The organism is Acinetobacter sp. X9 (genome assembly GCF_054889255.1).
The window spans coordinates 307603-332307 of sequence record NZ_CM142679.1 but is presented as its reverse complement, the minus strand read 5'-3'; the positions used below and the strand labels follow the sequence as shown (position 1 = coordinate 332307).

General features: G+C 39.9%; 21 protein-coding genes and 4 tRNA genes. 9 read left to right on the top strand and 16 right to left on the bottom strand.

Features of this window, described 5'->3' with window-relative positions:
• The 7 genes from aroB to ACYU0V_RS01575 form a co-directional block, all read right to left on the bottom strand.
• Complete coding sequence (gene aroB / locus ACYU0V_RS01605) at positions 1-1083, bottom strand: 3-dehydroquinate synthase (RefSeq protein ID WP_461848787.1); 1083 nt, start codon at positions 1081-1083, stop codon at positions 1-3.
• A gap of 28 nt (positions 1084-1111) precedes the next feature.
• Positions 1112-1681, bottom strand: coding sequence for a shikimate kinase AroK (gene aroK, locus ACYU0V_RS01600; RefSeq protein ID WP_002116987.1), 570 nt, complete (start codon positions 1679-1681; stop codon positions 1112-1114).
• 11 nt (positions 1682-1692) lie between these two features.
• On the bottom strand, positions 1693-3819 hold the full coding sequence (gene pilQ, locus ACYU0V_RS01595; protein WP_068563954.1) for a type IV pilus secretin PilQ: 2127 nt from the start codon (positions 3817-3819) through the stop codon (positions 1693-1695).
• 62 nt (positions 3820-3881) lie between these two features.
• Positions 3882-4409, bottom strand: coding sequence for a pilus assembly protein PilP (locus ACYU0V_RS01590; protein ID WP_068563956.1), 528 nt, complete (start codon positions 4407-4409; stop codon positions 3882-3884).
• 10 nt (positions 4410-4419) lie between these two features.
• Positions 4420-5172, bottom strand: a complete 753-nt coding sequence (locus tag ACYU0V_RS01585) for a type IV pilus inner membrane component PilO (protein WP_068563958.1) — start codon at positions 5170-5172, stop codon at positions 4420-4422.
• Positions 5169-5810, bottom strand: coding sequence for a PilN domain-containing protein (locus tag ACYU0V_RS01580; protein ID WP_461848786.1), 642 nt, complete (start codon positions 5808-5810; stop codon positions 5169-5171). Before ACYU0V_RS01580 ends, ACYU0V_RS01585 begins: the two co-directional genes overlap by 4 nt.
• On the bottom strand, positions 5810-6868 hold the full coding sequence (locus ACYU0V_RS01575) for a pilus assembly protein PilM (RefSeq protein WP_005067078.1): 1059 nt from the start codon (positions 6866-6868) through the stop codon (positions 5810-5812). Before ACYU0V_RS01575 ends, ACYU0V_RS01580 begins: the two co-directional genes overlap by 1 nt.
• Positions 6869-7029: 161 nt before the next feature.
• Between ACYU0V_RS01575 and ponA the strand changes: the two genes are divergently transcribed.
• The gene (ponA, locus tag ACYU0V_RS01570; protein ID WP_174722935.1) at positions 7030-9591 is read left to right on the top strand and encodes a penicillin-binding protein PBP1a; all 2562 of its coding nucleotides are present in this window, start codon (positions 7030-7032) and stop codon (positions 9589-9591) included.
• Between the two features lie 54 nt (positions 9592-9645).
• On the opposite strand, the gene ACYU0V_RS01565 is transcribed toward ponA, so the two are convergent.
• The 9 genes from ACYU0V_RS01565 to ACYU0V_RS01525 all read right to left on the bottom strand — a co-directional run bounded on the left by ACYU0V_RS01565 (position 9646) and on the right by ACYU0V_RS01525 (position 19227).
• A complete protein-coding gene (locus ACYU0V_RS01565) occupies positions 9646-10470 on the bottom strand; it encodes a putative RNA methyltransferase (protein ID WP_461848784.1) in 825 nt (274 codons plus the stop codon).
• A 2-nt stretch (positions 10471-10472) separates the two neighbouring features.
• Positions 10473-10805, bottom strand: coding sequence for a DUF7709 family protein (locus ACYU0V_RS01560; protein WP_002116981.1), 333 nt, complete (start codon positions 10803-10805; stop codon positions 10473-10475).
• A gap of 59 nt (positions 10806-10864) precedes the next feature.
• Positions 10865-11983 carry a phospho-N-acetylmuramoyl-pentapeptide-transferase gene (mraY, locus tag ACYU0V_RS01555; protein ID WP_002116751.1) on the bottom strand — a complete coding sequence of 373 codons (1119 nt, stop codon included), beginning with the start codon at positions 11981-11983 and terminating at the stop codon, positions 10865-10867.
• Positions 11984-13384, bottom strand: coding sequence for a UDP-N-acetylmuramoyl-tripeptide--D-alanyl-D-alanine ligase (locus ACYU0V_RS01550; RefSeq protein ID WP_461848783.1), 1401 nt, complete (start codon positions 13382-13384; stop codon positions 11984-11986).
• Between the two features lie 8 nt (positions 13385-13392).
• A complete protein-coding gene (locus ACYU0V_RS01545; protein WP_461848782.1) occupies positions 13393-14892 on the bottom strand; it encodes a UDP-N-acetylmuramoyl-L-alanyl-D-glutamate--2,6-diaminopimelate ligase in 1500 nt (499 codons plus the stop codon).
• Positions 14893-14895: 3 nt separating this feature from the next.
• Positions 14896-16728: a penicillin-binding protein PBP3 gene (ftsI, locus tag ACYU0V_RS01540; RefSeq protein WP_461848781.1), complete on the bottom strand. Its 1833-nt coding sequence runs from the start codon at positions 16726-16728 to the stop codon at positions 14896-14898.
• An 11-nt stretch (positions 16729-16739) separates the two neighbouring features.
• Positions 16740-17072: a cell division protein FtsL gene (gene ftsL / locus ACYU0V_RS01535; protein ID WP_002116847.1), complete on the bottom strand. Its 333-nt coding sequence runs from the start codon at positions 17070-17072 to the stop codon at positions 16740-16742.
• Entirely contained in the window at positions 17072-17995 is a 924-nt protein-coding gene (gene rsmH / locus ACYU0V_RS01530) for a 16S rRNA (cytosine(1402)-N(4))-methyltransferase RsmH (protein WP_002116998.1), read from the bottom strand. Before rsmH ends, ftsL begins: the two co-directional genes overlap by 1 nt.
• Positions 17996-18225: 230 nt before the next feature.
• Complete coding sequence (locus ACYU0V_RS01525) at positions 18226-19227, bottom strand: sulfate ABC transporter substrate-binding protein (protein ID WP_032004899.1); 1002 nt, start codon at positions 19225-19227, stop codon at positions 18226-18228.
• Positions 19228-19625: 398 nt separating this feature from the next.
• On the opposite strand from ACYU0V_RS01525, the gene ACYU0V_RS01520 reads away from it, so the two are divergent.
• From ACYU0V_RS01520 to ACYU0V_RS01485, 8 genes are all read left to right on the top strand, one after another.
• Positions 19626-19925 (top strand): DUF4179 domain-containing protein, encoded by a 300-nt coding sequence (locus ACYU0V_RS01520; RefSeq protein ID WP_198496588.1) that lies wholly within the window; start codon positions 19626-19628, stop codon positions 19923-19925.
• Between the two features lie 116 nt (positions 19926-20041).
• Positions 20042-21550: a glutamate--tRNA ligase gene (gene gltX / locus ACYU0V_RS01515; RefSeq protein WP_086264787.1), complete on the top strand. Its 1509-nt coding sequence runs from the start codon at positions 20042-20044 to the stop codon at positions 21548-21550.
• A 57-nt stretch (positions 21551-21607) separates the two neighbouring features.
• A tRNA-Ala gene (locus ACYU0V_RS01510) sits at positions 21608-21683 on the top strand.
• Between the two features lie 25 nt (positions 21684-21708).
• Positions 21709-21784: transfer RNA gene (locus tag ACYU0V_RS01505), tRNA-Glu, on the top strand.
• 128 nt (positions 21785-21912) lie between these two features.
• Positions 21913-23334, top strand: a complete 1422-nt coding sequence (locus ACYU0V_RS01500; protein WP_005067053.1) for an amino acid permease — start codon at positions 21913-21915, stop codon at positions 23332-23334.
• Between the two features lie 120 nt (positions 23335-23454).
• Positions 23455-24354, top strand: coding sequence for a PGAP1-like alpha/beta domain-containing protein (locus tag ACYU0V_RS01495; protein WP_078219795.1), 900 nt, complete (start codon positions 23455-23457; stop codon positions 24352-24354).
• Positions 24355-24475: 121 nt separating this feature from the next.
• A tRNA-Glu gene (locus ACYU0V_RS01490) sits at positions 24476-24551 on the top strand.
• Between the two features lie 29 nt (positions 24552-24580).
• Positions 24581-24656: transfer RNA gene (locus ACYU0V_RS01485), tRNA-Glu, on the top strand.
• The last annotated feature ends 49 nt before the right edge of the window (positions 24657-24705 follow it).

Sequence of the window (24705 nt, the reverse complement as noted above, 5' to 3'; positions counted from 1 at the left end):
TTATCCGTGTTGATTTGCCAAAATAGCTTGTTTCATGAGTTCAACATCAAAGTCTTTAGTAATTACTGCTTGCCCAAGTTGCTTTAACAGCACTAAACGTAATTGACCATTGAGAACTTTTTTATCATGCGCCATATATCCAAGGAATTCATCCAATGGAATTTTTGGACATGATATCGGCAAATTAGCGCGTTGAATAATTTTTTTTGTACGCTCTACATCATCGCTTGAAATCCAACCTAAACGTTGTGATAAATCAGCCGCCATCACCATGCCTGTCGCTACTGCTTCACCATGCAACCAAGTGCCATAGCCAAGGTAAGATTCAATCGCATGACCGAAAGTATGACCCAAGTTGAGTAAAGCTCGTTCGCCTTGCTCTTTTTCATCGTTGGCAACAATTCGTGCTTTATGAGCACATGAACGATAAACAGCTTCTGCTAAAAGTTCAGCATCTCGCCCAATTAACCCATCCATATTCTGCTCTAACCAAACAAGAAAATCAGCGTCACCCAACAAGGCATATTTAATGACTTCTGATAATCCAGCAGATAATTCTCGTTCTGGTAAAGTATCGAGTTGAGCCATATCAGCCAAAACAACTTGAGGTTGCTGAAATGCGCCCAACATGTTCTTACCAAGAGGATGATTAATCCCCGTTTTACCACCCACACTTGAGTCTACTTGTGAAAGAAGTGTAGTCGGAACCTGAACAAAGTAAACACCACGTTGGAAACATGCTGACGCAAAACCAGCCATATCCCCAATAACACCACCACCCAAAGCTAAAACCGTACAATCACGATTAAAACCAGCTTCAAGTAAAGCATCAAAAATTAAATTTAGATGTTGAATATCCTTATATTTCTCACCATCTGGCAAAATACAAGTCGCTACAGTTTTACCTAAACTTTTTAAAGCTTCTTGATAATGAGATAAATATAAAGGAGCGACCGTTTCGTTACTCACGATCATGACCTGTTGACCATGAATATAAGGCTCAAGCAACTGCTTAGGATCAAGTTGACTGCCAATAAAAATAGGATAACGGCGTTCGCCTAATTCAACATGTAAAGTTTGCATGAGTTTATAAAACCACAAGTAAGTTTGGCTATTTTAGCGGGTTGGACAAAATAAGTTGCAAAATCTTTTGAGCAAGATCACGAGCAGCACCCTGATTGGTTTCAATCGTGTAATGCGCAACTTCACGATATAAAGGATCACGTATTTTTAACAAATCACGTAATTTTTGTTCAGGGTTTTCAACTTGTAATAGAGGTCTATTTTTATCGCGGTAAGTTCGTTGTAATTGTAGTTCTACAGGAGTGTAAAGATAAACAACAATACCACGTTGCTTTAGAAATTCGCGGTTGGGTGCTTGAGTAATTGCACCTCCGCCTGTCGCCAACACTAAGGCTTTACGGGAAGTCAACTCATTTAACACTACGGTTTCACGAGTACGAAATCCAAACTCCCCTTCTTTCTCAAAAATCCAGGGAATAGTGGCACCTGTTTTGCGTTCAATTTCATGATCACTATCTAAAAATTCACGCCCTAATAGTTCGGCTAAATGACGTCCAACGGTTGTTTTTCCTGCCCCCATGGGCCCTACCAAATAAATATTTGGCAGGGTTTCAAACGCTTTGCTTGGCAAGGCGCCACCTATTTCAATTGCTTTCATTAAAAAATATATTAATGATTTCTCACCAAAGTGTCATTAACAATTCGTGGCGTAACGAAAATCAGTAACTCTTGCTTATCATCAGATTTCACATCTTTTCTAAACAAACGCCCAACCACAGGAATGTCTCCAAAGAAAGGAACCTTGGTTTGTGAATTAGAAGTCGTCTGCTCAAACACCCCTCCTAAAATGACTGTCTCACCATTATTAACAAGTACATTGGTATTAATATTATTCTTATTTAAAATTAATTCACCATTAGGTGCTTCACCAGCTACAGAATCCTTTGAAATATCCAATTTCATTTGAATTTTACCATCAGGTGTAATGCTCGGAGTAACATCCAAGCTTAGGAGCGCATCTTTAAATGAAGTAGTTGCTGTGGAACCCGCACCAGAAGTAGTCGTCATCAGATAAGGAACTTGCTGACCAGTAGCGACTTTTGCAGATTGCTTATCTGCGGTCATGACTTTAGGTGTGGAAATAACTTCACCATAGCCATCGGCTTGTAATGCAGAAAGTTCGAGATCAAGCATAAAATCAGACATACTAATCAAGCCAAAGGCAATACTTCCAGCTGGATTAGAAACCCCTAAATCGACATTTAAATTATCTGGACGTTCAATCGTATATTTATAACCACCGGTAGTATCATCTTTTTTGGGCTCTCGTAAATTCCATAAGGTTGTTTCGCTACCACCAACTAATAAATTATTATTGTTGGTAATCCCTTGCGATAATATTCCCCATTTGACGCCAAGCTCTTTGGTAAAAGAAGTAGAGGCTCTTACAATACGCGCCTCAACCATAACCTGCTTCACTTGTACATCAAGTAAATCAATCATTTTACGGATTTTATCAATGTTTTGTGCTGTGTCATTAATAATTAAAGTATTAGTCCGTGTATCAGCCACAGCACTACCGCGTGAACTTAGCAAGCTCTCCAACGCAAGAGAATCCGAGTTTGCAGTACGATTCGCAACCGCCCCCTTCCCGTCACGAGAATCCTCAATTAACTTAAGTAAATCGATGGCTTTGGCATAACTCAAATGAATGTAATCGGTTTGGATCGGCGCTAACTTAATCGTTTGCGCTAAAGCTTTTGCTTCATCATCTTCAGCCTTGATCAGTTCAGCAACTGGAGCAATCCAAATTACATTTCCATTTCTACGTTTATCCAGATTTTTAGTTTTTAAAATAATATCAAGTGCCTGATCCCACGGAACATCTTTTAACCGCAACGTAATATTACCCTGAACACTATCGGCAGCCACCATATTAATACCAGTGAAATCTGCAAGTAACTGTAGAACCCTACGAACTTCAATATCCTGAAAATCAAGAGAAAGCTTATTACCAGAATAATTAGATGGTTTAGATGAAGTGTTTACACTTTTATCTTGAGGACGTTTTAGACTAATTGTTAATTTATTTTCCGCCTGATAAGCCATATATTCATAGCTACCAGTAGATTGAATCGTAATAATACCATTGCCTTTATCATTATATGATTCAATGGTCGAAACAGGCGTTGCAAAATCATTTACATTTAAGCGTTTAGCTAAATGAGTAGGAATTTTAGAACCTAAAGTTCTTACTACAACTTTGCTACCTTGTTGCTGCACATCAACAGGAGTGTTACTTCCCAATAGGTCAATAACGATAAGACCTTCCCCTTGACTACCGCGTTGGAAGCCGATATTTGAAACGCCTTGGGGTTGTGCCGCACTTATTGCTACAGGTTTAACTACAGCTTGCGCAGAATTAATCTTTAAAATAAAAGTGTTGCCTTCAATACGAGTTGTAAAAGCACCTGCCTCTTTCAAATTTACAGTTAAACGTGAACGCTGATCATCAGAGCTTACATCGACCGAACTCGCTTCATTCGTTCCAATCGCTACTTTTGATTGGGTTAAATTCAGCTGCGCTTTATTAAAATCTAAAACCAAACGTGAAGGATTTTCAAGTTGATATGCTTGCGGTTGTGGCGGCAAGCCATTAAATATCACTCGAATTTCTGTACCTTGGCCCGCTATTTGCGTCGGTACAATATTGGTCATGCTGACCTGTGCAGATGCAACTTGCGTAATTGCAATCGCTATAGCCCCCATCGAAAACTGACGGAATACGTGATTCATTGTCTAACCATCCCCAATAAATAATCTTTAAAAATAATTTTTTCTTTGTTATTCCCTAAATTTTAGGGCGCAGGTCCAATTAACACTAAGGTTCTTGGTCTCTCCACATAGCCTTCTCGCCCATCAGGGACAATCTCCACCAGATCAATCTGAGTAGGACCAATATGGGTAATTCGACCTTGATTCATCCCAATATAATTCCCTACCTGTACTCGCTCAATTTGATGATCAGGTGTTTGGATCAGAGCCATGACTTGCCCGCGGCTGTTACGCATACTTCCTTTCATATTTAAGGACTCTAATGCATAGCTTTCGAGTGGCTGTGGTGCACGTGAGAAATTCGGATATACTCGTTTCCCCGCCATAATTTTCAGCTCAGCAGCAAGTGAGCTTGGTAAAAATGGGCTCTTTAACTGATGGGCTGCATAATTAAATTGTGGCACAGGCGTAAAAACAGGCGCTGGTTCTATGGCTTGTGGTGGCTGATTACGTATATCGGCCATTTGCTGATTTACGGCGTCGATTCTAGAATCGCATCCAGCTAAAGCTAAACATGCCAAAATAGAAAGAGAAAATTGTTTAAGTTTCATCGTAATTCCTCTATTTCGGCTGTGTGTTAGCAGTAGAAGAATCAGGTGCTACCGAGGAAGCCGAAGTATTTTTTTCCTGATGTTCAGGATTTTCTACAGCACCCATATAGCGATAAGTTTTTGCTTTGATAGAATAATTAAGCACAGGAATATCTGATTTACCATCCTTAACAGGAGCAGCTTCAACAATAAAATCATGCATCGTCACAATACGTGGTAATGCCGCAATACTGCTAACAAAAGCACCGAAAGCGTGATAATCCCCAGTTGCTTCGATCGTAATAGGCTGTTCAATAAAAATTTCCTGCTTCACTTCATCTTCTAAGCGGATATTTTTAAACTTCAGACCAGAATTCACCCCCGTTAAGTTAATATCTTCAACTAAACTTGGAATTTCGGTTTCTTTTGGCAATTGTTCTAACTGCTGATTGAAGTTGGCTTGCATCTCTTGAAGTTGAAGCTGGTATTGCTGCAAGTTGCGTAATTTTGAGTCTTTTTCTCGAAACTCATTTAATAAATTACTTTCTTGTGCTTGAGCATTATCAATTGCTTGTAGCTTTGGTTGAATAGCAACAAAATACCCCAAAGCCAATACAGCAAAGAAAATAAAAATCCAACACGTAATTTTCACAGATAATGGCCAGCTGCCATAACTGTTCATATCGAGCGTGTTAAATTGCTGAAGAAATTTTTCTAAGGTGATCTTTTTTTTCTTAGATGGAGCTTGTTCTAAAGACAGCTCATGAAGTTCATCAGGACTCATTTTGCCACCCCCTTATCCGTACCTAAAGGCGTATTGGCGGTATCATCTGTTGTGGTCACCCCCATTTCCCCTACATCAACAGTAACAACAAAACTGCCATAGCTATCTTCAACTCTAGGAAGCAAAGAACTGACAGCCTTATCTTTTTTCTCTTCGGTCGCCAAGAAAGAACTCATAAAAGCGTTGCGATACCATGGCGATGCTTCGAGATTACGTAATAACTCTGCAACTGTATTTGGACTTTCCGCTTTACCTTCAATCGTAAATTTATCTCCGGTTCGGCTGAATTTAGTCAAATACATGGCTGCCGGAGTCACACGTACTAATTCATCCACCAAACGCACAACGACCGGACGTTGGCTTTGCAAACCTTGAATGAGCTTCATACGCTCAATAATTGCGTCCCGCTGTTCTTGCAAGCCATTTAAGGTTTTAAGTTGTTGATCTAGATTCTGGTTTGTACTGATGATGAGCTGATTTGCTTGTTCTTGATCATCTAATTTTTGATTCAAATAAAACCACCCTGCAAATACAGTGGTTATCCCAAAAACAACGACCCCAAAACATAAAATAATAAATTGTTTTTTACGCTGCTCCCTAAGCCCATCACGCCAAGGGAGTAAATTAATTGTTGCCATTAATCAAAACTCCTTAAAGCCAAGCCACATGCCACCATTAATGAAGAAGCATCATTTTCAATTTTTTGAACGTCGACTTGAGGAGAGAAACCCATTTGTAAAAATGGATTGGCAATAGTGACTCGGTAACCGAGTTTCTGCTGCAACAATTTAGCAAGCCCTGGAATGTTGGCATTGCCACCCGCTAGCAAAATATGGTCAATTTCATTGAATTGGGATGAAGAGAAGAAAAATTGTAGAGATCTAGCAGCTTGCTGAACTACAGCATCTAAAAATGGTTCTAAGATTTCGATGTCATAATCATCTGGCAAAGAACGTTCTTTTTTAGCGCGTCCCGCTTCTTCTAATGACAAACCGTAACGGCTTTGAATTTCCAAAGTAAGCTGTTTACCGCCAAAGACTTGTTCACGGGTATAAATGATTTTGCCATTTTGCATAACCGATAATGTGGTCATGGTATGGCCAATATCTAAAATACCAATTGTATTTGCACCCATGGGTAAGCTATCAGCAAACACACTAAAAGCACGCTCGACAGCATAACTTTCAACATCAGCAAGCTTAGGCGTTAAATCAACCAGTTCCAATACTTCTACACGTGTTTCAACATTTTCTGTTCGTGTTGCGACTAAAAGTACATTCACACGATTTGGATTCGGCAGTCGATCTGGTAAAACCTCAAAATCAAGGCTCACCTCATCTAAAGGGAACGGTATATATTGCTCCGCATCTAATCGAATCTGAACTTCACGTTCATCATCGTTCATATCTGCATCCATTTCGATGGTTTTATGAATAACCGTCGATGTTGGAACAGCAATTGCAGCGTTAGTGGTGTGGGGATTTGCTAAATTCATCGCCCGTTCCAAAGCTTCTGCAACTGCTTCTGGATTCAAAATATTTTTTTCAACTACACTGTTCTCAGGTAAAGGCGTTAAAGCATAGCTTTCTACCCAATATTTACCGTTCTTAACAGAGAGCTCTAACAACTTAACAGAAGTCGAACTAATATCGACGCCCATTAACCCCTTATTCGGTTTACGATATAACCTGAGCACACTATTGTCCTATTATTTTTTTATCCCCAAAAAAAATTACAAACCAATAATCTAGGTCTTTATTTTTACACGGATACAATATCTCATCTAACAATCCGCATGTCTAAAGGCTATACTGACCACAATTAGTTTGTATTCGATCTTATTAAAGCTTACTTATCATGAAAAAGCTATCCAGTTTGGGCTTCGTGCGTCCAATTTTTTTGATCATTATTATTATCTTAGTCTCACTTCCGATGGGCTTTTATGGCATGTATCTCTATATCGCCCCATCGCTTCCAGAAATGAGTTCACTAAAAAAAGCTCCCCTTTTAAAACCATTACAGGTCTACACCTCAGACAATCAACTGATTGCTGAGTACGGTGGTAAGCTTTCTATTCCGGTTGAATACAAACAAATTCCCCCTGCTTTTATTCATGCATTTTTAGCAGCAGAAGACTCTTCTTTCTTTGAACATAGCGGGATCAGTTTTAAAGGTTTAGGTCGTGCTTTGAGCGAAAGTGTGACGGGTTCAGATGTGCAAACTGGTGGTTCAACGATCACCATGCAAGTTGCAAAGAACTATTATTTGAGTCCAGAAAGAACTCTAAAACGTAAAATAACCGAAATCTTTTTGGCTCGAAAAATTGAGCAAAATTTGTCTAAAGAAGAAATTCTCAGTCTCTATGTGAATAAAATCTTCTTAGGGAAAAATGCGTATGGTATCGCGGCAGCAGCTAAAATTTATTATAACAAAAGCATTAATGAGCTCAGCATTGCTCAAATGGCAATGATTGCAGGTTTGCCAAAAGCACCTTCTAAATATAACCCTGTAGTTAATCCTGAGCGCGCACTCGAACGACGCAACTGGATTTTAGGCCGTATGTTACAGCTGGGTTATATTTCTCAAGCAGAATATCAAAAAGCAGTTGCAGAGCCGATCAATTTAAATATGCCCAATCGGGATTTAAATAATATTCATCCCTATGCTGGGGAAATGGTTCGTTCAGAACTTGTAAAGCATTTTGGCGAACAAGCCATTGATTCTGGTTATAAAGTCTACACAACAATTAATGCTAAACGCCAAGCGATTGCAGAAAAAGCTGTGCAAGATGGCCTTGAAGCTTATGACCGTCGTCATGGCTGGCGTGGTGCAGAAGCACATGACAAACCGTTAACTGAATTTAGAGCATATGCCAACACCTATCCTGCACAAGTTACTAAGGTAAATAGCAGCTCTTTTGAAGCATTAATGCAAGATGGCTCAACCGTTACGGTTCAATGGTCAGGCATGTCATGGGCACGTCCCTATCGCAATGCAAATAGCGTAGGTGGCGCTCCTTCACGTGCATCTCAAATTGTTAAAGTTAAAGATATTGTTCGTTTACGCCCAAATGATAATAAAACCGCATGGTCTTTAGTTCAGGTTCCTAAAGTTCAAGGTCAACTCATTGCAATTAACCCAAATGATGGCTCAATTGAAGCAATTGTAGGTGGCTATAACTTCTACCAATCAAAATTTAACCGTGCCTTACAAGGCTGGCGCCAACCGGGTTCTACTATCAAGCCATTCCTCTATGCTTTAGCATTAGAAAGAGGTATGACCCCGTATAGCATGGTGAATGATAGCCCTATTACGATTGGCAAATGGACACCGCGAAACTCTGATGGGCGTTACTTAGGTATGATCCCATTACGTCGTGCTTTATATTTGTCTCGTAATACCGTATCAGTAAGACTTCTACAAACTGTAGGGATTGAACGTACTCGCCAATTATTTATGGATTTCGGTTTACAGGAAGATCAAATTCCACGCAACTACACCATTGCCTTAGGTACTCCTCAAGTATTACCAATTCAAATGGCAACTGGTTATGCAACGTTTGCAAACGGTGGCTACCGTGTTCAACCGCATTTCATTCAACGTATTGAAGATGCTTACGGCAAAGTCATTTATGAAGCTAAACCAGAATACGCGTGTATTCCATGTATTAATGCACCTGATACAACGGATGAAGAGCAAAAACCTAAAACGACTGATGATGAAGTCATTGAGGTTACGAATAAAAACATAGAACAGAAAGAAAACGCAGCTAAGCAGCTTAATCTTAAACAGACTGACAAAAATAACAGTCAATATCGCCAAGCTCAACGTATTTTAAAATCAAGCTCTGCTTATGATATGGCGAACATCTTACGTGATGTAATTGAGCATGGTACAGGTCGTGCTGCACTTAAAATTGGCCGTAGTGATTTAGGTGGTAAAACAGGTACTACGAATGATGCAAAAGATGCATGGTTTGCAGGCTTCAACGGCAAGTTAGTGACTGTAGCATGGGTTGGATTTGACCAACCGACTACGCTTGGCCGTCGTGAATATGGTGGTATTGCCGCATTGCCGATCTGGATTAACTTTATGGGTCAAGCATTGCAAGGTACGCCAGCAGCTTGGGTCCGTTTAGATAAAGATGCTAAAGGTCCTATTTCACGTGACCAACAAGAAACCGTGACAGAAGTAGCTGATAAGAAAACTTATCGTGCGGCGCCACCACTAGCACGTCCGCTTTATCGACCAGCACCGCCACAACCAAAATTAAGCAATGACAATGACTTTTCTGATTTACCAGGTGAAGAAATTGTTATTCCGTCAAAAGCTGCGCCTCCTGCCATGAGACCTTCACAGGAGTCCGCTCCTAAGCGAGAAAAAGATGAATTAGAAAATCTGATTAATCAGATTGAATAGCAAAAAAGAAGCCATCATCAGATGGCTTCTTTTTTGCGCTCTTAAAATAGATCGTTATATGGCTTTTTTATTGCGCTTCTGAAAGACATAAATTTGAAATGATGCCGTTACTTCTAATTGCAATTGCTGCTCTAACTGCAAGCGACGCTCAGGAGAAGCTTTATAAGCATAAGGTGTCATAGCAATCAGATTTTTTAAGGCTTGTTGATCGAGCACAAAAGGCGCATCAATAATTTGCTCTTGCTTTAACTCAAACAAATTTTGTAGTTGCTCTACAAACTTTTCTGGTGTGTGAGGATTAACTTGCTCAAATAAAGCCTCACGCATGGCATACAAATGTTCAGAAGCAGGTGTAACAACAATTAAATAGCCCTCATCTTTTAAAACACGCGCAATTTCTGCTTGCGGAATTGGGCTAAATAAACTGGTGCAAGCATCCATACTCCGATCCAATACAGGTAAAGTTGCTCCTGTTCCCACCACCCAAGTTACTTCAGTGTTGAGCTTTGCCGCACGTTGTACCGCGTTTTTTGCAATATCAACTCCAACACACTGCTCAACGACTTGCTGCATAGCACTTGTATAGTAGCCCTCACCACATCCAATATCGAGTATTGACTTTACATCTAGTTGCTTTAATAAAGCGACTACAGCTTGCTGTAAAGGCTGATAATAACCACCTTGCAAAAAAGCTCGTCGCGCATCTACTGACTCGGGTGTATCCCCTGGGTTTTTACTATGTTTATGTTGCACCACATGTAAATTGACATAGCCTTGTTTAGCTACATCATAACTATGTCCTTGCTCACATCGCCAAGTTCGTTCAGTTAAATTCAGAGACTGACGACACACAGGACACATTAAAATTTGCTTAGCCACGTTTAATTATTCTCTTGTTCTTTTTGTTGTAAATAAGTCTTTGCGTGTAGTCCAACAAAGGTGCGACCTGCATTTGTACCATTAATCCATTCATCTACCTGAAACAAATCAAACAGACCTACTTTGACTAACGTTGGAATTGCGATCTTTAGCTCTTCCTCAATTTGTCCTCTTTGCCCAGCATTATATAATTCAATATTGTGCAACATTGTCGCTACAGTTCCTGTTTGCACCTGACTTCCATCTTTAAGTACAACTTGAGGTAATACTTCGCCCTCTCCAACTACTTTTTGATTAATCACAGATAATTGGTCTAGACCAGCAACTTTTGTCATTCACCTCTCCAATAAAAAAAGCCAGTAGAACTGGCTTTATATTGACACTAAAATAAGATCTATCGCAATTTTAAAGTCATTAGACCTAAAACTACTAATATAATTGTAATAATCCAAAAACGGATCACAACTTGCGTTTCTTTCCAGCCCTGCTTTTCATAGTGATGATGCAGCGGCGCCATTAAGAACACACGTTTATTACGCATACGTAAGGAGCCGATTTGTAAGAATACAGATACTGCCTCCATTACAAATACACCACCCATAATTGCAAATACGATTTCTTGACGAACCATAACCGCAATTGTTCCAAGCATCGCACCTAAAGCTAAAGCACCGACATCACCCATAAATACTTGAGCAGGATGCGCGTTATACCAAAGGAATGCCAAACCTGCACCAATCATGGCAGAACAGATTACTACGAGTTCAGAGGTATATTTCACATATGGAATATGTAAATAGTTAGCGAAACGGATGTCACCAGACAAGTAAGCAAATACGCCCAAACCTGTAGCCACCATGACAACTGGCATGATTGCCAAGCCATCTAAACCATCTGTTAAGTTAACTGCGTTAGAAGCACCATTAATCACTAGATAGGTAAATACAATAAATGCCAGACCTAAAGGAACAATTGAGAGTGGAATTGAAAGATTCTTAAAGAATGGAATCAATAAATCCAACATGTTTGCGGTATGTTCTGCATTGGACTGTTGAGTTGCGATTAAATATAACGCAATACCAGCACCCAGCGATGCAACAGAAGTCCAGAAAAACTTCTTACGTGCAGGTAAACCTGCATTGTCTTTATAGCGAATTTTAATCCAGTCATCTGCCCAGCCTACAGCACCGAATACAACCATTACACCAAGCACAATCCAGACATAAGGGTTAGATAAATCAGCCCATAGTAAAGTACTAATACCAATTGAAAGCAGAATTAAAATTCCGCCCATCGTTGGTGTACCCATTTTTTTAGCATGATTTTCAGGAGCAAACGAACTTACTGCCTGACCGTATTTTAACGCTTGTAATTTACGAATCATGATCGGCCCAAGGACCAGACCAATGGTCAGTGAAGTTAATACACTGAGTAAAGAACGTAATGTTAAATAACGAACGACCTGAAACGAGCTGTGATAGCCCGCAAGTTGTTCAAACAACCATAACAGCATTTAAAGTTTCTCCATCAAATCAGCCATCAACGTTTCCATATGAGTAAAGCGAGAACCTTTAAACAGGAAACTCATGGACTGGGGTTGATGTGTTTGGATTAGATTGATTAAAAATGGAAGCGCCTCAGCTTGTGTCTGAAATGCTTTCACTTTATTAGAATGAGAGTCTGCACCCTCGAGAGCAGCTGAAGCGAACTGTCCAACTGCAATAATATGATCTAAAGGAAGTTCGGCAAGATCACGACCTAAATCATGATGCTCTTGCCAACTGCTATCACCTAACTCACCAATATCCCCCATGACCATCACTTTTACGCCTTGTTGCTGCAACAACACTTGTGCAGCAGCGCGCATAGAAGTCGGATTGGCATTGTAGGTATCATCAATAAATAAGTAAGGTGACTTTTGAATAAAGTTAAGACGACCTTTTGCTCCCTGAGCTTGCTCTAGTCCTTGGACAATATCTTCTAGTCCAATACCAATTGCTAAAGCAAAAGCTACAGCTGCGGTCGCATTTTGAACATTATGCTCACCCGCAAAAGGAAGCTTAACTGCACTGCTACCTTGCGGTGTATGAAGGTTAAAATTCGTTGATTGAGGCAATAATTCCACATCTGTTGCATAGACATCACCTCCTACGCCAAATGTAGAAATACGATGAGCTTTTGCAGCATCAAGAATTTCGGCAGTGAAGTCATCTTGTTGCGGCACGATTGCAACGCCATTTGGTAAAATATGACGATAAATTTCCGATTTTGCGCGGCAAATACCTTCACGACCACCAAACTCGCCTAAATGAGCTGTACCAATATTTAATATGCCCGCAACATGAGGCTGAACGAGTTTTGATGTGTAATCAATCTCGCCTTGATGGCTTGCACCCAACTCCATCACCGCATATTGATGTTCCTTGCGAAGCTCTAGCAACATCATTGGTACACCAAGGTCATTGTTTAAATTGCCTCGGGTGATTAGTGTCGGTGCTAAGCGCGACAATATACTTCCCAGCATTTCTTTGGTTGTAGTTTTACCGCTACTCCCCGTTAAGGCAATTACCTTTAATTGTGAGTTTTGCTCACGGCGATACGCTCCTAATTGCCCTAAAGCCAATCGGGTATCTGCAACAACGAGTTGTGCAATATCTACATCTAGCGGACGTTCAACGATAGCTATTTGACAACCATTTGCAGCAACTTGTGTAACGAAATCATGCGCATCGAAACGCTCACCTTTTAGTGCTAAAAAGGCATCCCCAGTTTCCGCATGACGAGAGTCCGTCAAAATACGTTTAATTTCAGTTTGAGGTATCTGGTCTTTATGCCAGTAGCCCTGTGTCGCCTGTTGTAATTGTTGAGCTGTCCACGGTTCCAAAGGTACGGTACTGGTGGTTGAAGTATGCATAAATAATCCTATTGTGCAGGGTAAGCAGCGTCTACAGTGTGATGTTGTGCATCTATCGCAGAACGCACTTCAACAACATCATCAAACCAGTGACGTACGCCATTAATTTCTTGATAATTTTCATGTCCTTTACCAGCAATTACAACAATATCACCAGCCTGGGCCTGCTGTGCAACAAATTTAATCGCTTCACGGCGGTCATGAATTTCATGCATACGGTGCCCTGAAAAATCGATTCCTTGCTTCATATCAGCAAAAATTTGTTCAGGGTCTTCTGTTCTTGGATTATCCGAAGTCAAAATAACTGGATTTGCGCCATCCAGAGCTGCTTGAGTCATGAGTGGACGCTTACCGCGATCACGGTCCCCACCACACCCAAATACGGCCCAAAGTTGATTAGAAACATGACGCTTTAATGTTTTAAGCACTTGAATTAATGCATCTGGTGTATGTGCATAATCAACAACAAATAAACGCTCACCATCACGAATAACTTGCATTCGGCCAGGTGCACCAATCAGTTTAGGAACAAAAGTAGCTAATGCTTTCAAATCAAAGCCTGCTTGCTCAGCAGCAATAAGTGCTGCAATCAAGTTTTCGACATTAAAATGTCCCAACAATGGACTTTGCACAGCAAAAGAACCTTGCGGGCTCACTAAATTAAATGTCGCTCCTGCTAAACTATAACTCAGGTCAGTAATATAATAATCAGCAGTATTTTGAGTAAGTGAATACGTTAAAATTTTCGGTTGAGCAGGATTTTGCTTTGCTGCATTGATCATGAAAGCAGCATGCTCATCATCTAAATTAATAACAGCTACTTTTAAAGAGCTAAAACGAAATAAAAGAGCCTTCGCTTCTGCATAAGCCTCTAAAGTGCCGTGGTAATCCAGATGGTCACGACTCAAATTACTATAAACAGCAATTTCAATCGCACAACCATTTAAACGACCTTGTTCCAAACCATGTGAGCTTGCTTCTAAAGAAGCAAAAGTCGCACCTTGTTTTGCATAATCATGCAATGCATTTTGCAGTTGTAAAGCATCAAGCGTAGTGTGAGTTGATGGTGTTAAGTCTGGCAAAATACCATTGCCTGTAGTACCCATCACAGCACAGCGCTGTTGTTGTGAACTAATTAATTCAGCCACTAGACGCGAAATTGTGGTTTTACCATTTGTACCAGTCACTGCAATAATACGCACTGGTACTACAGGATCTATATGCTGTAAATAACGTTCTTGCCATTCACCCATACGTTGACGCACATCAGAACACACCCACTCATTTGCTACGCCCAACTCAGTCTCGCTAATAATGGCAAGTGCACCATTAGCTAAAGCTGACTCAGCAAAAGCGCGTGTTTTTTCAGGTTGGCTATAACTGGTCAAAGCGATAAAGATCTGGCCTGACGCAACCTTACGGCTGTCTAAACTAAAGCCTTGAAAAGGCTGTTTAGACCACTGTGCATCGATCTCGACGGGATTAATTTCTTGGAAAGAAACAGACATAGCTTACCTGCGAATAGGATGTTCTGGAGTATCAAGGGGCTTATCAAGCGGCACATTCATTAAGCGCAATGATTCTTGCATAATGCGTGCGAAAACAGGGGCCGCAACCAAACCACCGTAATAACGGCCTTGTGGATTTTCAACAACTACAATAACCGCTAAACGAGGATCACTAATCGGAGCTACACCTGCAAATAAAGCACGGTATTCATTATTTGAATAACCTTTACGGTCTGCACGAAGTTTATGAGCCGTACCTGTTTTACCACCAACGCGGTAACCCGGAATATTAGCTTGCTTTGCAGTACCACCCGGCATCGTCACCTGCTCAAGCATAAGCAAAACCTGATCAGCAATTTTTGGAGCAAGAACTTGCTCACCTTTAGGAGCTTGGTCGAGTTTATGCAAACTTAGAGGCATTTTTACCCCATGGTTTGCAAGCATTGCATAGCCTTGCGCCAACTGAAGAATAGTTGCATTTAGACCATAACCATAAGCCATGGTACCAATTTGGGAAGAGTTTAATTTGCTTACAGGAAGTACTAAACCAGAGCTTTCACCAGGGAACTTCACAGCAGAACGCTTACCAAAGCCAGCACGGTTAAAGAAGCTTGGTAATGTTTCCTTAGGAAGTGACAACGCAATTTTTGCCGAACCCACGTTTGATGACTTAATAATTACGCCACTAACAGTCAAAGCACCATAGTTATGCGTATCACGAATAGTATGCCAGCCTAGACGCATTGAACCTGGCGAAGTGTTGACAATCGTATTTGGGGTATATTGTCCAGTTTCGAGTGCAGCAGAAACTGTAAAAGGCTTCATGGTAGAACCCGGCTCGAACATATCAATCGCACCGCGGTTACGCATGGCATCTTTATTAGATAAACCGTTTTTATCATTCGGGTTATAAGATGGCCAACTGGTCATGGCCAGAATTTCGCCTGTTTTAACATCAACAGCAATTGCTGTCGCCGAACGAGCGTTATTTGCAACACCAGCAGCAGTCAACTCACGGTACATAATATATTGCAAACGAGAGTCGATACTTAAAGTGATGTTTTCGCCTGGTTCACCCTCACGAATAACCTCTGAAACCTTTAAGCGGTTACCACGCTTATCACGAATAATTTTTTGTTCGCCATCTACCCCAGAGAGTTGTTTATTCAACTGCATTTCCAAGCCTTCAATCCCTTGGCCTTCACTATTGGTTAAACCAATAATCTGAGCATTTGGCTGCGGTTGAGGATAATAACGTTTATATGTTTTCTCGGCATAAACGCCTTGGAAGTTACCCTTTGTAATAAGATCTGCCTGTTGCGGCGGAACTTCTTTTTTCAAAACCAAATAACGAGAACGTGGACGCGCATTCATCTGTTTTTTTAGATCTGCACGATCTAAACCAACCACATCCGCTAACTCATCAAGGTTTAGGTTTTTATCTGGTAATTGTCGTTTTAACTTACGATTATTTGGATCTTTTTTTAATTCCGCTGTAATTTCGTCATATAAATGCTTGGTATCAAAGTAATCACGTGGATCAATGACAATTTTCATAATAGGCGTACTAATGGCCAAAGGCACACCATGACGGTCGCTAATAACCCCACGCATTGCCTCAATACGTTCCGTACGCAAAATATTGGCATTGGCCTTGTTTTGTAAAAAGTCTTTATTAATCACTTGCACATAAAATGCACGTGCAATTAATACAACAAAACAGAGCAGTACTGTTGCCCAGAGCAGATAAAACCGCCACATATCGAAGGCAAGAGTTGGTTTTTCCGAAATAGACTGCTGTTTTTTCCGTGTTTGCTTTGTTCGCTTATCTACCATACAGCAAGGCCTTACTTATTTTGCTCTGAGGTCATCGGTAAAGAAATTACCACCGTTTCTGCAGCAGGTGGCGAAAACATGCGTAGTTGAGTTACAGCACGCGTACCAATCTGTGCTGTTGCACCGAAGGTTTGTTGCTCAATAAGCAAACGCCCCCATTCAGCATTGAGATCATCACGTTCACGCATATAAGAGCTAAGCTCTCTATAATCATGACGATATTCAAATACTTGAAATACCACCATCATGGCACTGATAAAAACAAGCGCCACTAATACGGTGTATGCCACAACTTTTTTCACCACTTTATTTTCAGTGGTTTCAATTTCATCACTGCTTTTCATTACGCGCCTTTTTGTTCCAAGCGTTCAGCAACCCGAAGCCATGCACTACGTGAACGTGGGTTCGCTTTTACTTCTTCTTCACTCGCACGAACCCGTGAAATTTTCTTTAACCTTCTTGTATCTACCTGTTGCTGTGGCATTCCCCAGCCAATATCTTCTGCCAAAGTCGATTCTTTTTGAATAAATTGTTTGATCAAGCGATCTTCAAGAGAATGAAAGCTAATCACAGACAAACGCCCTTTTGGTTTTAGTAAGTCTACAGCTTGCGGTAAAAATACTTCAATATCATCTAGTTCTTTATTAATAGCAATACGAATTGCCTGAAATGTACGTGTTGCTGGATGCTTATGCTTTTCCCATTTTGGATGAGCTGTTTTAACAAGTTCTGCCAATTGGGCTGTTGTATCTAGTTTTCCAGCTTGTTTAATCGCTTTTGCAATACGTCGACTATAACGTTCTTCGCCATATTGATAAATAATATTTGCTAATTGCTCTTCTTCAATTTCAAGCAACCACTCAGCTGCGGTTAACCCCTTAGAATTATCCATTCGCATGTCTAGAGGACCATCTTGCATAAAACTGAAACCACGTTCAGCTTGGTCGAGTTGAGGAGATGACACTCCTAGGTCAGCCATAATGCCATCAACACTCATCACACCAATTTCCTGCATTTTTTCTTTAATATCAGCAAAACTGGCATGAATAATGGTAAATCTTGGGTCTTCTTGTGCCAAAGCAGCCGCAACTTCCAAAGCTTGAGGGTCTTTATCAAATGCATATACTCGTGCATTTTCATCAAGTTTCGAGAGCAATAAACGTGTATGCCCACCTCGTCCGAAGGTTGCATCGATATACACCCCTGTTGTGCGATCTGCCAATAAGCTCTCAACGGTCTCAAAAAGTAAGACAGAAATATGCGACATAGGTGTTAAATCATTGCGTAAAAATGTAACTGCACATTATCACCTTGTTTATGACCAACGCCAAACGGCTTTTTGTAGGAAAATATTAATTTTTCATAGATAAAACCGTTTTGTTAGCATTTTTTAAGCAAAAAAATAAAGCAAGCTCACTTTTTTAAGTTTGCTTGCTTTCGTTATAAATATTTAACTTCTAAGTTTTGTTTTGGGACTATTGTTTTAGATCATTTTATTTACTGCTTGCCATCATAAATTTGATCAAAAATAGCACCATTTGCAAAGTGAGTTTTCTGAGCTTTAGCCCAACCACCGAACACATCATTAATGGTAAATAATTTAATTTTTGGAAATTGCGCTGCATATTTCGCAGCCACTTGAGCATTCCGCGGACGGAAATAATGTTTAGCAGCCAATTCTTGGCCTAAAGGTGAATATAAAAAGTTCAGATAACCTTTTGCCAAGGTTCGGTTTCCATCTTTATCTACTGTTTTATCTACAATCGCTACGGATGGTTCGGCCAAAATTGAAATTGATGGATAAACAATTTGATATTTATCTTTATCAGGTCCTTTCGTCGCCAACAAAGCTTCATTTTCCCAAGACAACAAAACATCACCAATGCCACGTTCAGCAAATGTCGTAAGTGAACCACGAGCTCCCGAATCTAGAACTTTTACATTGTGATAAAGCTTTTTCACCAACTCTCGAGCTTTAGCATCATTTCCACCCGGCTGTTTTAAAGCATATCCCCAAGCAGAAAGATAAATCCAACGCGGTGCGCCACCTGTTTTAGGGTTAGGAGTGATAATTTCCACGCCTGGTTTTGTTAAATCATTCCAATCGCGTATATTTTTCGGATTACCTTTTCGTACTAGAAACACGACAGTTGACGTATAAGGGGCAGAATTATTTGGAAATTCTTTTTGCCAGTTCGGCTGAATAAATCCAGCTTTCACAATCTCATCAATGTCATTCGCTAACGCTAGCGTTACTACATCAGCTTCAAGTCCAGTGGCTACCGCGCGGGCTTGTTTACCAGATCCACCATGTGACTGTTTAAATTCAACATCTTGCCCTGTTCGCTGTTTCCAAAATTTACCAAATGCTTGGTTATATTCTTGATAAAACTCTCGAGTCGGATCATAAGAAACATTTAAAAAAGAGGTAGCTGCTTGAGCCGCTGTTGTCGCTATTCCCACATATAAAGCGACAGCTATTATTGATATTTTTTTCATTTACAAAATCCATCATTCGTTTTAGTTTAACTATATTTTTAATTTTATTTTTTACAATCAATTACTTATATTTATATATTTTTTATTAATCTTTTTTAGATATATAGCTTAGAATGTCTAAGTTATTTCATTTTGAAAAATTTTGTAATTATTCTTACAACTTATTTAGGACCTTCACTTTATCTACACATTAATTTGTTAAATAATGAAGCGTAAAGGATACATATGGTCTACATTTGAGTCGACCAATTTAAAATATAGGTAAATTTTGTAAAAAGTGTGACACAGTTCCACTTTTTTATTAATATTTATGTTTAAATCGTAGCATTACCGTAATTTTACATTTTGTTAAACTCAAAAAATAGATGAAATGTAATGAACAGAGGGGATGATTAACAATGAAAATTCATTATGGAAAAGCTTTAAGCTTAAGTTTGGTGCTGGGTTTAGCATCACAGTTTTCTGCAGCAGCAGTACTTAAAGACACTCCAAACAAAACAGGTTCAGATAAGCAAACTTCGCTTATTGAAAAAGCTTTAGATCAGCAGAAACGTAACCCTATCGTGTTACCTTCTACAAATGATGAGCTTAAGGTTCTTAATACTATTCGCGTTACTCCAACCCAAAATTTTCTTGCTGCACAACACGAACGTTTTTCACGTTTTGTTCAGGCAATCTTTCAGCCGCATACTTCTTAAAATCTGAAACATCCCCTCTTCGTTTCAGTCTTAGCCCAGACTGACGTTAAATAAAACGTCAGAATACTGGGCTTTTTCGTTATAATAGTTTCAATTTTTATTCTGACCCATTATCTATGAAAGTTCGTACTCGTATTGCACCTTCCCCTACCGGTTTTCCTCATGTTGGCACAGCCTACATTGCTTTATTTAACATGTGTTTTGCGAAACAACATGGCGGAGAATTTATTTTAAGGATTGAAGATACAGACCAACTTCGTTCTACACCAGAATCTGAAAAAATGATTTTGGATTCATTACGTTGGTTAGGTCTGAATTGGTCTGAAGGTCCAGATGTAGGTGGCCCACATGCGCCATATCGCCAATCTGAACGTATGGGAATTTATAAGCAATACGCATTAGAACTTGTTGAAAAAGGTCATGCTTTTTACTGTTTCGCAACAGCAGAAGAACTTGATCAAATGCGTGCTGAACAACAGGCACGTGGCGAAACACCAAAATATGACGGCCGCGGTTTAAAACTTTCTCAAGAAGAAGTGACTCGACGTCTTGAAGCAGGTGAACCTCATGTCATTCGTATGAAAGTGCCTGAAGAAGGTGTTTGTAAATTTAACGACTTGCTACGTGGAGAAGTTGAAATTCCTTGGGCTCAAGTCGATATGCAAGTCCTTCTAAAAACAGATGGTTTACCAACTTACCACTTGGCTAACGTTGTTGATGACCATTTAATGGAAATCACTCATGTATTGCGTGGTGAAGAATGGCTTCCATCTGCACCGAAACATCAGTTGCTTTACCAATATTTTGGTTGGGAAATGCCAACACTTTGCCATATGCCACTGTTGCGTAACCCTGATAAATCAAAACTATCTAAACGTAAAAACCCGACATCAATTAACTACTACCGCGACATCGGTGTATTACCTGAAGCCTTATTAAATTATTTAGGCCGCATGGGTTGGTCAATGCCGGATGAAAGAGAAGTTTTCACATTACAAGACATGATGGACAACTTTGATATTCAGCGTGTATCACTAGGTGGACCAATTTTTGATGTTGAAAAACTGAACTGGCTTAACGGTCAATGGATCAAAGGGTTAACTCCAGGTCAATTATTAGACCGTTTATTAACATGGAAGAGTGATCGCAACACTTTAGAAGACATTGCTGCCGCTATTCAACCACGTATTAATTTACTTTCAGAAGCTGTAAATTGGGCTGGTTTTTATTTTAACCATATGCCACAAATTACTGCTGAAATGTTTGAAAGTAAAAAATTGACTCAAGAGCAAGTTCGTCAAAGTTTACAATTTGCAATTTGGCGTCTTGAAGGTCAGTTTACTTGGAATAATGACACCGTTAGCCAAACCCTGATGGATCTTGCGAATCAGATGGGCATTAAATTACGTGATTTCATGCCAACGTTCTTTATTGCAATCGCCGGTTCAACGAGTTCGACCCCAGTGATGCAATCAATGGTTACGCTTGGACCTGATTTAACTTTCGCTCGCTTACGTCATGCCCTAGAAATTGTAGGCGGACCAAGCAAGAAAGAAGTTAAAAATTGGGAAAAACTCAATGAGAGTTTAAAATTGCCGAAAAATGACGCAACTAGCGAAGTTTAATTCATTTTTTTGTTGACGTGTGAGCACATTCACCCTAAGATTGCGCTCACACAAACTGGGGTCATAGCTCAGTTGGTAGAGCGCTACAATGGCATTGTAGAGGTCAGCGGTTCGATCCCGCTTGACTCCACCACGCTCCTTTGTGTTTGCCTCATCAAGTCCCTATCGTCTAGAGGCCTAGGACATCGCCCTTTCACGGCGGTAACCGGGGTTCGAATCCCCGTAGGGACGCCATATTCTGCTTTAAAAATTATAAAAAGACTCTATCGTCACCTTACTGTTTATTCTTTATCTCTTTCTAGATTGCACATTTGTCTATTTTATCTAAAATAGCGTCTTTCTTAATTCTCTCAATGTGTAATATGCAGCCATCTGACAATCAACTAGATGCTCATCAGCATCAGAACAGTACTGCACCTTTAAAAAGAGCCATGAGCACTCGCCATCTTGTGATGTTATCACTGGGCGGAGCGATCGGAACTGGTCTATTTTTAGGTTCAGGGGAAGTCATTTCACAAACTGGAGCTATTGGCGCAATTATTGCCTATATTCTTGGTGGCGCGATCGCTTACATGGTCATGCTCTGCCTAGGAGAACTCGCTGTACACATGCCTGTTTCAGGTTCTTTTGGTGCCTATGCCAAAAAATATATCAGTCCAAGTACTGGCTATATGATTTCTTGGATGTACTGGCTCACATGGACTGCAACGCTTGGAACCGAATTCACTGCCGCAGCCCTACTCATGCAAGAATGGTTTCCACAGATTTCTATGTGGATTTGGACAATTATTTTTGCAGTTACTATCTTTGGCTTAAATATTAGTTCAACGCGTATTTTTGCTGAATCTGAGTTTTGGCTGGCTCTTGTTAAAGTCGTTACTGTCATTGCCTTTATTGTGCTCGGCCTATTAGCAATTTTTGGTTTAATTCCATTCCATGGTGCCCAGACTGCTCCACTATTTAGCAATCTTACGGCTCAAGGCTGGTTCCCTCATGGTTTAATTCCTATTTTTACGACCATGTTAATTGTTAACTTTGCTTTCTCAGGAACCGAATTAATTGGTGTAGCAGCTGGCGAAACAAAAGATCCGGCTCAAAATGTACCAAAAGCGATTAATGCCGCGATCTGGCGCCTCCTTATTTTCTTTGTGGGTACCATCATTGTCATTAGCGCCTTACTTCCTTTCCAACTTGCAGGTTTAGGCGGTGACGGTGTAAGTAGCAGTCCTTTTGTGACGGTATTTAATTATATTGGCATTCCATATGCGGATGACATTATTAGGTTTGTAATTATCACAGCTCTGCTTTCAGCAGCCAATTCTGGCCTATATGCAGCTTCACGTATGATGTGGTCTCTGTCAGAACAAAAATTACTACCTAGTGTGTTTGCGACTTTATCAAAAAGTGGAACGCCAATCGTAGCTCTAGTTGTAACTATGTTCGGTGCAATTCCAGGTTTATTATCAGAGCAATTTGCACCTGAGACTATTTTTAAGAATCTGCTGGGTGTAGCTGCTTTTACCATGGTCATCGTATGGATGAGCATTTGTTTAAGTCAGTTCAATTTCCGCCGCCAATGGTATAGATCAGGTCATACAGTTAAAGACTTACAATATGCTGCGCCTTTATTCCCTATTGTGCCAATTTTAGGTTTTGTTTTCTGTTTCATTACTTGCTTGAGTATGGCAGCAGACCCTGAAATGCGCGCTGGTTTTGTAGGCTGTCTTATTTTTACAGCTTTATGTTATGTCAGTTATTTTATTTTTTATCGTAATAAAGACTAAACCAGTCGTTATTCAATTAAAGTGTAGCAAAAAGCTACACTTTTTTTTGCCTATATACTGGTTTTAAACAACATACCGTTGTAGATTAAAATTTATATTAAAAACAAAATCTTGTATAGAATGAAAATTATATTTATCCACGGGATGAATCAACAAAACTACACAGCACATCGCTTGAAAGAGCATTGGTTAAAAGTATTCAAGCTCGGCCTGAAACAAATGCCTTGCAAAGTTAATGTCCGCGATCTTCATATTCACATGCCATTTTATGGCGACTTAATGACCAAATACCAATTAAGTAACCAATTAGACCTTAACACGTTATTACCTAAATCATTTTTTAATAATTATTTCCCTATTAACGTACACCCAAGTAATCCTCCTACTAGAGAGCACACTCCATTTGTTCCGTTGTTACGTCCCTCAACCGATCAAACTGATAAAAGCTTCTCAGAACGGCTTTATCTCACTTCTCAATTAGTTAAAGATCGTGTACTGAAAGAACTAGTTGTTTTATTAAATAACTTTCCTAAACTGCATGAAAGTTTGATTCAACAATTCCTCATCGAAACCTATATGTATCTATCTAATCCAGAGTTTATGGAGGAAGTACATCAAAGAATTTTAAAGAAAATGCGAGAAGAAGAAGATTATGTTGTGGTTGGACACTCTCTCGGTTCAGTTATTGCTTTTCAATTATTATCTGATCCCTCTTATCACTTTTCGGTTAAACGCTTTGTCACCTTAGCTTCTCCTTTATCTTTTCGCGTAATTCAAAGTAAGCTCCCGAGTCCAATTTCTAGACCGCCATGTATTTACGGTGATTGGTTTAATTTTTACTCTCAGGATGATTTTTTGACTGCATTTCCATTGTGTGAAGCCCCATTTAATTTTGAACCTGCCATTATTAATCAGAAAATTTATACTTTCGCCAACCAACCTCATGAGATTTTAGGGTATCTACAACATCCGTCGGTCATAAAGGCAATTATTGAGCCTTTTCAGAAAAATGAGGGCTAAATGTATATATTTTCTACAATTTGAGTTATTTTTAATCGCTTGACTGTTTTTTTTAATATTTCTTCAGAAAACTATTTGACACTTTTATTAAATCGACCTAATATACGCCCACCTCTGAAACGTCCCTATCGTCTAGAGGCCTAGGACATCGCCCTTTCACGGCGGTAACCGGGGTTCGAATCCCCGTAGGGACGCCAATATTTTTTCAGATGTATGCCTCATATAAGTCCCTATCGTCTAGAGGCCTAGGACATCGCCCTTTCACGGCGGTAACCGGGGTTCGAATCCCCGTAGGGACGCCAAATTCTAAAAAGCCACTGCATAACGTCAGTGGCTTTTTTCTTGCCTAAA

Excerpts from the sequence above, each read along its gene's own strand:
- gltX (WP_086264787.1), top strand. The coding sequence starts at position 20,042 with ATGAAAGTTCGTACTCGTATTGCACCTTCCCCTACCGGTTTTCCTCAT.
- mraY (WP_002116751.1), bottom strand. The coding sequence starts at position 11,983 with ATGCTGTTATGGTTGTTTGAACAACTTGCGGGCTATCACAGCTCGTTT.
- pilQ (WP_068563954.1), bottom strand. The coding sequence starts at position 3,819 with ATGAATCACGTATTCCGTCAGTTTTCGATGGGGGCTATAGCGATTGCA.
- ftsI (WP_461848781.1), bottom strand. The coding sequence starts at position 16,728 with ATGGTAGATAAGCGAACAAAGCAAACACGGAAAAAACAGCAGTCTATT.
- ACYU0V_RS01525 (WP_032004899.1), bottom strand. The coding sequence starts at position 19,227 with ATGAAAAAAATATCAATAATAGCTGTCGCTTTATATGTGGGAATAGCG.
- rsmH (WP_002116998.1), bottom strand. The coding sequence starts at position 17,995 with ATGTCGCATATTTCTGTCTTACTTTTTGAGACCGTTGAGAGCTTATTG.
- ACYU0V_RS01560 (WP_002116981.1), bottom strand. The coding sequence starts at position 10,805 with ATGACAAAAGTTGCTGGTCTAGACCAATTATCTGTGATTAATCAAAAA.
- ACYU0V_RS01495 (WP_078219795.1), top strand. The coding sequence starts at position 23,455 with ATGAAAATTATATTTATCCACGGGATGAATCAACAAAACTACACAGCA.
- ponA (WP_174722935.1), top strand. The coding sequence starts at position 7,030 with ATGAAAAAGCTATCCAGTTTGGGCTTCGTGCGTCCAATTTTTTTGATC.
- aroK (WP_002116987.1), bottom strand. The coding sequence starts at position 1,681 with ATGAAAGCAATTGAAATAGGTGGCGCCTTGCCAAGCAAAGCGTTTGAA.
- aroB (WP_461848787.1), bottom strand. The coding sequence starts at position 1,083 with ATGCAAACTTTACATGTTGAATTAGGCGAACGCCGTTATCCTATTTTT.
- ACYU0V_RS01550 (WP_461848783.1), bottom strand. The coding sequence starts at position 13,384 with ATGCATACTTCAACCACCAGTACCGTACCTTTGGAACCGTGGACAGCT.
- ACYU0V_RS01520 (WP_198496588.1), top strand. The coding sequence starts at position 19,626 with ATGAAAATTCATTATGGAAAAGCTTTAAGCTTAAGTTTGGTGCTGGGT.
- ACYU0V_RS01545 (WP_461848782.1), bottom strand. The coding sequence starts at position 14,892 with ATGTCTGTTTCTTTCCAAGAAATTAATCCCGTCGAGATCGATGCACAG.
- ACYU0V_RS01585 (WP_068563958.1), bottom strand. The coding sequence starts at position 5,172 with ATGAGTCCTGATGAACTTCATGAGCTGTCTTTAGAACAAGCTCCATCT.
- ACYU0V_RS01500 (WP_005067053.1), top strand. The coding sequence starts at position 21,913 with ATGCAGCCATCTGACAATCAACTAGATGCTCATCAGCATCAGAACAGT.
- ACYU0V_RS01590 (WP_068563956.1), bottom strand. The coding sequence starts at position 4,409 with ATGAAACTTAAACAATTTTCTCTTTCTATTTTGGCATGTTTAGCTTTA.
- ACYU0V_RS01580 (WP_461848786.1), bottom strand. The coding sequence starts at position 5,810 with ATGGCAACAATTAATTTACTCCCTTGGCGTGATGGGCTTAGGGAGCAG.
- ftsL (WP_002116847.1), bottom strand. The coding sequence starts at position 17,072 with ATGAAAAGCAGTGATGAAATTGAAACCACTGAAAATAAAGTGGTGAAA.